At 63.1% G+C, this 6,780-nt stretch carries 5 protein-coding genes and 1 tRNA gene; 4 read left to right on the forward strand and 2 right to left on the reverse strand.

Translation table 11 applies throughout. The features are described 5' to 3' along the window. Positions 1 to 200: 200 nt before the first annotated feature. The 3 genes from F9929_RS08775 to F9929_RS08785 all read left to right on the forward strand — a co-directional run bounded on the left by F9929_RS08775 (position 201) and on the right by F9929_RS08785 (position 3,905). Positions 201 to 2,162: an FUSC family protein gene (locus tag F9929_RS08775; protein WP_152046171.1), complete on the forward strand. Its 1,962-nt coding sequence runs from the start codon at positions 201 to 203 to the stop codon at positions 2,160 to 2,162. 185 nt (positions 2,163 to 2,347) lie between these two features. Beyond that, the gene (locus F9929_RS08780; RefSeq protein ID WP_152046172.1) at positions 2,348 to 3,301 is read left to right on the forward strand and encodes a tetratricopeptide repeat protein; all 954 of its coding nucleotides are present in this window, start codon (positions 2,348 to 2,350) and stop codon (positions 3,299 to 3,301) included. Positions 3,302 to 3,404: 103 nt separating this feature from the next. Continuing rightward, a complete protein-coding gene (locus F9929_RS08785) occupies positions 3,405 to 3,905 on the forward strand; it encodes a DUF992 domain-containing protein (protein WP_152046173.1) in 501 nt (166 codons plus the stop codon). 409 nt (positions 3,906 to 4,314) lie between these two features. Here the strand turns inward: F9929_RS08785 and F9929_RS08790 are convergent. Next, positions 4,315 to 4,391 (reverse strand) — tRNA-Met (locus F9929_RS08790). Between the two features lie 94 nt (positions 4,392 to 4,485). Continuing rightward, entirely contained in the window at positions 4,486 to 6,156 is a 1,671-nt protein-coding gene (locus F9929_RS08795) for an AMP-binding protein (RefSeq protein WP_210251319.1), read from the reverse strand. 125 nt (positions 6,157 to 6,281) lie between these two features. On the opposite strand from F9929_RS08795, the gene F9929_RS08800 reads away from it, so the two are divergent. Next, positions 6,282 to 6,497: a Trm112 family protein gene (locus F9929_RS08800; RefSeq protein WP_152046175.1), complete on the forward strand. Its 216-nt coding sequence runs from the start codon at positions 6,282 to 6,284 to the stop codon at positions 6,495 to 6,497. Positions 6,498 to 6,780 lie beyond the last annotated feature (283 nt).

The following is a 6,780-nucleotide window of genomic DNA, read 5'->3' on the forward strand; positions in this document are numbered from 1 at the left end:
TAGATGTGATGAGGGCGCGACATTTCGTGCCGCTCCCCAGACGCGCGAGAAACAGACCGTTGGATGAAGACGTTCCAAGTCAGTGAGCATTTTTTGAACGCCACCTTCCTGATGAGGCCATGCGTTCCCTCCAAAATGCTCCGAACCCTGTTTTCCGCCAACGAATGCTTTGACGTGCCGCGACAACGTCGAGACGACGCTTGAGGGCATGGTTCGCCCGCGCCCGCGCTTTGATGGTGGCGTCGGACCCGACATTTTCGCGTCTGCGCATGGGCGCGCGCGTGACCTTGACGCTCATCGCCATCATCGCGGTGCTCGTTCTGGTTCATGGGTTCCTGCCCTTGTCCGTGGCGGCCTACGGCATCTCCATCATCACGGCGATGCAGGGAGCCCTTCAGATCAAAGACGTGACCAATCGCCGGCGCGTGGTGACCCGCGTTTATTCCGGCGTCGCGGGGTTTCTGTCGGTCGCACTCGCGACTTTCCTTTTCTCCTGGCCGATCCTGAACGAGGCGGCGTTCCTGGTTCTGGTCTTCGTCGCCGTCTACACGCGCAAATACGGCGTGCGCTGGAACGCGGTCGGCATGTTCGCCTTCATGTGCTACTCGCTCGGCAGCTACATGCACCCGACGCCCGACGAACTGCCGGGCGTGGCGATCGCGATCCTGATTTCCGGCGCCATCGCCCATCTCATCCGGATCGCCATCCTCCCCGAACGCCCGGCCGACGAGTTCGCCCGCGCCACGCTCGCGATCTTCGAGCGCATCGGCGAGTTGCGGCGCATCCTGGCCGCTGGACGTTTCTCGGGTTGGAGCGACCACCGACGGCAGGATGCCTTTCGAATGCAGGACCGCATCGGCGAGGCGATCCTGATCGCCGATGCCTTTCTACCCATCGGCGAAGCCGAAACCGGCGAAAGCGAGCCCGGCCGCCACATGGCCGTCGCGCTATTCGACCTTCAACTCGCAAGCGAAACGGCGATGCTCGCCGCGCTTGCCGACGAGGTGCCTGTCTCGGCCCCCAACGAGCGCCTCAGCGCCGCCCTCGACCGCCTCGCGCGTTTGACGGCCGAGACAAAGCACTTGGCCGACAACCTGCCGCCCATCGTTTTCGAGCGCGAGCCCCTGCCGAGCCCTGCCTCGACTGCCGGTTCGACCGGAAGATCGCCCTTCAGCGATCCCGCCTTTCAGGTGGCGATCCAGGTGACCCTCTCCTCCGCCATCGGCATGACGGGCGGCCTCATGCTTTCCAAGACGCGCTGGTTCTGGGCGATCCTGACCGCGTTCCTTGTTTTCGTGAACACGCAGTCTCGCGGCGACACCGCGCTTCGGGCGGTGAACCGTGCGGTCGGCACCTTTGCCGGCATCACGATAGGCATCGGACTTGCGACCCTTCTCGGCGGCGCGCTCGTGCCCTCGGCGATCCTGATCGTCCTGTTCACCTTCTTCGGCTTCTACTTTCTGCAGCTTTCCTACGGCACGATGACCTTCTGCGTGACCATCGTCCTGTCGCTCCTCTACGGGCTCCTCGGCGAGTTCACGCCGGGTCTCCTCGTCTTGCGCCTCGAAGAAACGCTGATCGGAACGGCGGCCGGCGTCTTCATCTCCTTCGCCGTCTTTCCTCAGAAGACCACGGGCGCGGCCGACAAGGCGGCGGATGCCTTTCTGTCCGCGCTCGACCGGCTGCTCGCCGCCGCCGGCACCGCGATCGAGCAGGATCATTCGGGCGCGCGCATCCTCGTCCTTTCCCGCCATCTCGACCGACGCCAAGCCGATATCGCCGTGGCCGCCCGGCCTCTCGGCAGCAACTGGCAGGTGGTGCGACGTCCCGGAACCGTGCGTCAGGCGCTCCTCGGCTTCATGGCGCTGACCTACTGGGCGCGCATCTTCGCCAAATCGCTCGTCGGCAGCCGGCTGGACGACGAGCGCAAGACGAAGCTCGCGGAATCCATCGGCTCCCTTCGCACGCGCATCGCCGCCGCGCGCGAAACCCGCGTCCACTTCCTCACCGAAGCCGATGCGGGCTCAAATGCCAACGCCCTCGTCCCACCCCGTTTCGCCGATGCCCATGCAGGAACGGACGACCCGCTTCTCGCCCTCGATGTGCTTTCCCGGCTCCTTGCCCGCATGTCACCCGATTGCGTCACTCCGCCCAAGCAATGAACGCCCGTGATTCGCGCTCCCTCGACAGGGGCCGGCGACCTTGCTAATGGCGCGCGGCCTGCGGGATTGCGGAGCGGACCGGCAAAGCCTCGGCCGGACATCGTTTGGTCCATTTCGACCGGCACAGCAAAGGCATGGCGGGCCAAGGTCTTGCCATCTTTCAGATCACCCGCGCGACATGGCGCATGGCCCGGCACTCCGAGGTCGTGCCGGTCTCGCGCCCCGCGCGCAGCCTCCTCGCCCGGGGCTCCACGGGAAGCAAAGGAACGACCGGATTGACGCCCGACGCCGATCGCCCCGCCCCGACCGCCGCGCGCTCGCGGGTTTTCGCCGGCCTTGCCGGCCTGTCGCTTCTTGCCGTTCTGGCCGCGTGCCAAACCGCTTCCGTGCCGAACGTCATCAGCCTCGACAAGGCGCAGGGCTCGTCGGAGAACATCGCGTCCCTCACCGCCACGGTGAACGCCGATCCACGCAATCCCGAAGCCTATAACGTGCGCGGCACGGCCTATGGGCGCGCCGGGCAGAACCGCGAGGCGATCAAGGATTTCACCACCGCGATCCAGCTCGATCCAAATTTCTACCAGGCCTATGCGAACCGCGCCCTCGTTTATCGCCAGACGGGCGACCAGCAGAACGCGCTGGCCGACTACAACGCAGCCATCCGCCTCAACGCCAACTACGACGGCGCCTTGATCGGACGCGGCAATCTCTACCGGACGGCCGGGCGCAACCGTGAGGCTCTCGCCGACTTCCAGAAGGCGATCGACCTCAACACGACAGACCCGCGCGCCTACCACAATCGCGGTCTGCTGTATCAGCGGGACGGCCAGCACAAGCAGGCCATCGAGGACTTCTCGACCGCCATCTCGCTTCAAGCGGATGCGCCCGAGCCCTATTCCGGGCGCGGGGTTTCCTATCTGGCGCTTGGCGACGACGAGAACGCCTTCAACGACTTCAACACCGCTCTGAAGCTGAACGACAAGAGCGCCGAATACTGGACGAACCAGGCCATTGTGTTCGAGCGACGCGGCGACCGGGCCCGCGCCTTCCGCTCCTACGCGCGTGCGGCGCAACTCGATCCGAACTACAAGCCGGCCAAGGACGGCGCGGACCGCACACGCGGTGGCGGCAGCGCCTGATCCCGAAACATTTCCGCACCTGCGAAGGCGTGAAGAGCGCCTTCGGAAACCCTCTGCCTACCTGAGGCGTTCGGCTCCAGAATTGTTGACTGGAGTCAAACCTATGTACAAGCGCGTCCTTCTCGCCACCGTAGCAGCCCTCGGCGTCGTTTCACTCGCCCCGGCAGCCTCGGCCGGGCAGAAGATCGGCCTTCTCACCTGCCAGAGCGACGGCGCCCTCGGCCTCGTGGTCACCTCGACCAAGAACTACCTCTGCGTCTTCACGCCCGCGAGCCGTGGCCAGCCTTCCGAGCCCTATGTTGGCCGCCTGGACACCTATGGCATAGATCTCGGCATCACCGGGCGCCAGGACTTTTCCTGGGCCGTTTATGCCGCCTCGTTCCAGGCCGGCGAGCCCGTCAGCCTCGACGGCCGCTATCTCGGCGCTTCCGTCGATGCTTCCGTGGCGGCCGGTGGTGGCGCCAAGGTTCTGGTGGGCGGACCGAACAACGGCTTCACCCTCCAGTCGCTCGGCCTTCAGGCCCAATTCGGCTTGAACGCCACGGCCGGCATCTCGCGCTTCGAGTTGCAGCCGGCGCAGACCAACACCGTCTACAAGCCCTAATATCCAAGATCATTCAAACCAAAGCCCGTCCCGCACCGTCCGGACGGGCTTTGTCGTGGGGAACCATGCCTTTTGGGTATAGGCCGTCCAGGATAGCCTGATTCCGAATTGGCAGCGCCCGACGCCAGCAGCGGTATCCAGCGACGTGCCGAGAATTGACGCGATCCTCACCAACCGCGAACGCGGTTGTCACCACACGAGGTCAGGGTTTCCGAAGGTATCTGATCTGAGTTGATCTCAGCGAAGGCTGCGAGCCGTCTTGCAGCCCCACCAACGTTCGAACGTCGTCGCTCGAAACCCCGAGCTTCCCGTCGCAAACCATCCGCGACAGACGTCCAACGATCGTCGCCCTCAAACGCAAAAAGCCGTCCCATTCGGAACGGCCAGCATAAAGGACTTAGCACTTCAATGGTTGCGGGGGCAAGATTTGAACTTGCGACCTTCAGGTTATGAGCCTGACGAGCTACCGGGCTGCTCCACCCCGCGCCATTTCCGGAGCCTCTCGGCCGCCGGTGAGGACGATATATGCGACATTCGGATGAATGAAAAGCCCCTATCGGCGATTTAGCGCTCGAAAGGATCAGCTTTCTCGCAAAGCCCTCCGCAGCACCTTCCCGACGCTGGTTTTCGGGAGTTCCGAACGGAATTCCACGAACTTCGGCTGCTTGTATCGGGTGAGATATTGTCGGCAGTGGGCGCGAAGAGCGTCCTCCGTCACCGAATCGTTTTCTCGAACGACATAGGCCTTCACGGCCTCGCCGGAGAGATCGTCCCGAACCGCCACGGCCGCCGCTTCCAGCACGCCCGGCAGTTCCATGAGGACGGATTCGACCTCGTTCGGATAAACGTTGAAGCCCGACACGATGATCAGGTCCTTCTTGCGATCGACGATGGAGAACGAACCGTTCGGCTTCTGGACGCCGATGTCGCCGGTTCGAAACCATCCATCCGAGGTGAAGGACGCGGTTGTTTCCTCGGGACGCTGCCAATAGCCTGCCATGATCTGCGGTCCACGAGCGGCGATCTCGCCTTGAGAACCCAGCGGAACGGGAGCGCCCGCATCGTCCAGAACGGCGAGTTCGGTGGAGGGCAAGGGCAGGCCGATGGACCCGGTATATTCCTCGGCCAAGACGGGATTGCATGACAAAACCGGTGAAGCCTCCGAAAGGCCGTAGCCTTCGCAGATGGTTCGCCCCGTCAGCGCGTGCCAGCGCTCAGCGGTCGCGTGCTGCACCGCCATGCCTCCCCCGACCGAAAGCAGAAGGCTCGACCAATCCACCAGCCGCGCCTTCTCGTGACGCGCGATCGCATCGAAAAGGGTGTTCACCGCAGGCAGGCTATGAAACCGCGTCTGTCGCAGCGTCCGCACCAGCGTTCCGATGTCGCGCGGGTTGACGATCAGGATGTTCCGCCCGCCCGAATGCAGAGCGAGGAGCATGTTCACGGTGAAGCCGAAGATGTGGTAGAGTGGCAGCGCGCAGATGAACGTCGCCTGTTCGCCCTCCGGCACGGAATCGAGCGCTGGCGCATACCAATAATGCGCCTGAAGGACGTTGGAGAGGATGTTGCGATGGGTCAGCATGGCCCCCTTCGCAACGCCCGTCGTGCCCCCCGTATATTGCAGGATGGCGAGATCGTCGGCCTGGAGAGACGGAGTTTGGAACGTCGCGTTTTTGCCGTGCGAGATCGCCCGGCTCCACGGAACTGCCATCGGCAGTTTGTAGGGTGGCACTGCTTTCTTGACGTGCCGAAGCATCAAGTCCGCAACTCTTCCCTTCCACATGGGGAGTTCGTCGCCGATCCTCGCGATCACCACATGGCGGATGCCCGTTTGCGAGAAACAACCAGCCAAGGTCGCAGCCATGGCTTCAAAGATGACGATCGCCTTCGCCCCGCAATCGGCGAGCTGGAAGGACAATTCCCGCGACGTGTAAAGCGGGTTGACGTTCACCACCACGAGGCCGGCTTTGAGGGCCGCCACGACCGCAATCGGATATTGAGGCATGTTCGGCATCATGAGGGCGATGCGATCGCCCTTCACGAGGCCCAACGATTGCAGATAGGCCGCAAAGGCTTCGGCCCGCCCTGCAACGGCTCCGAATGTCAGTGGGCTGCCGAGAAATCGATACGCTTCCCGCGCCTGGAAACGAAAGAATGCCTCGTTCATCAGATCAACGACGGTGGCATAGGGCGACGGCGGCAGATCGGCTGGAACGCCCGGCGGATAGGTCGCAAGCCATGGTCGATGCATCATACCCTCCCGGTCACCAGAGCTTAACGGCGCCGAGCAGAAGAAGAAATGCCCTTCGCGATCGAGTTTAAGGAAGCCTTCGCTGTATCTTGCTCGGCCGGGCTTCGCAGCTTATCGAAGAGCCCATGGACGATAGCGCGACAACCATCAATCCGAGAGCTGTATCGGTACGCCCGGAGCGCAAGGTTCTGGAGTTCCTCGTTTGTCCGGTTACCCGTGGATCGCTGGTCTACGATCCAGTACGGTTGGAGTTGGTATCCTCGACAGCCAAACTCGCCTTCCCCGTCCGGGACGGAATAGCGATCATGCTGGTTTCCGAAGCTCGATCTCTAGCAGAATAGGACTGCGCGATACTCAGAAGCCGGCATGCCCAGGCGCTTCGAGGTAACGTCTGCATCTTGAATATGTTGGTCGTTGGATCGCCCCCCCACCGACTGAGAGGCATCCCGTGTCGATCTGCTGATCGCTGTTATAACGCTGTTTCCGGCTGTGTTTTTGCCTATCCTGCGGTTTTCCTGCGCCGTCTTTATCGGCTTTGCCTCACCGTGCCCCTGCACGGTTTCTTGCACGCATGCGGGGGCGTTGTAATCGCTGTGGGCCGTCAGGCTTGGTGGTTAGCACATA

This window comes from Aureimonas psammosilenae (assembly GCF_009176975.1).
Classification (GTDB): Bacteria; Pseudomonadota; Alphaproteobacteria; order Rhizobiales; family Rhizobiaceae; genus Plantimonas; species Plantimonas psammosilenae.

Excerpts from the sequence above, each read along its gene's own strand:
- F9929_RS08780 (WP_152046172.1), top strand. The coding sequence starts at position 2,348 with ATGGCCCGGCACTCCGAGGTCGTGCCGGTCTCGCGCCCCGCGCGCAGC.
- F9929_RS08785 (WP_152046173.1), top strand. The coding sequence starts at position 3,405 with ATGTACAAGCGCGTCCTTCTCGCCACCGTAGCAGCCCTCGGCGTCGTT.
- F9929_RS08795 (WP_210251319.1), bottom strand. The coding sequence starts at position 6,156 with ATGCATCGACCATGGCTTGCGACCTATCCGCCGGGCGTTCCAGCCGAT.
- F9929_RS08800 (WP_152046175.1), top strand. The coding sequence starts at position 6,282 with ATGGACGATAGCGCGACAACCATCAATCCGAGAGCTGTATCGGTACGC.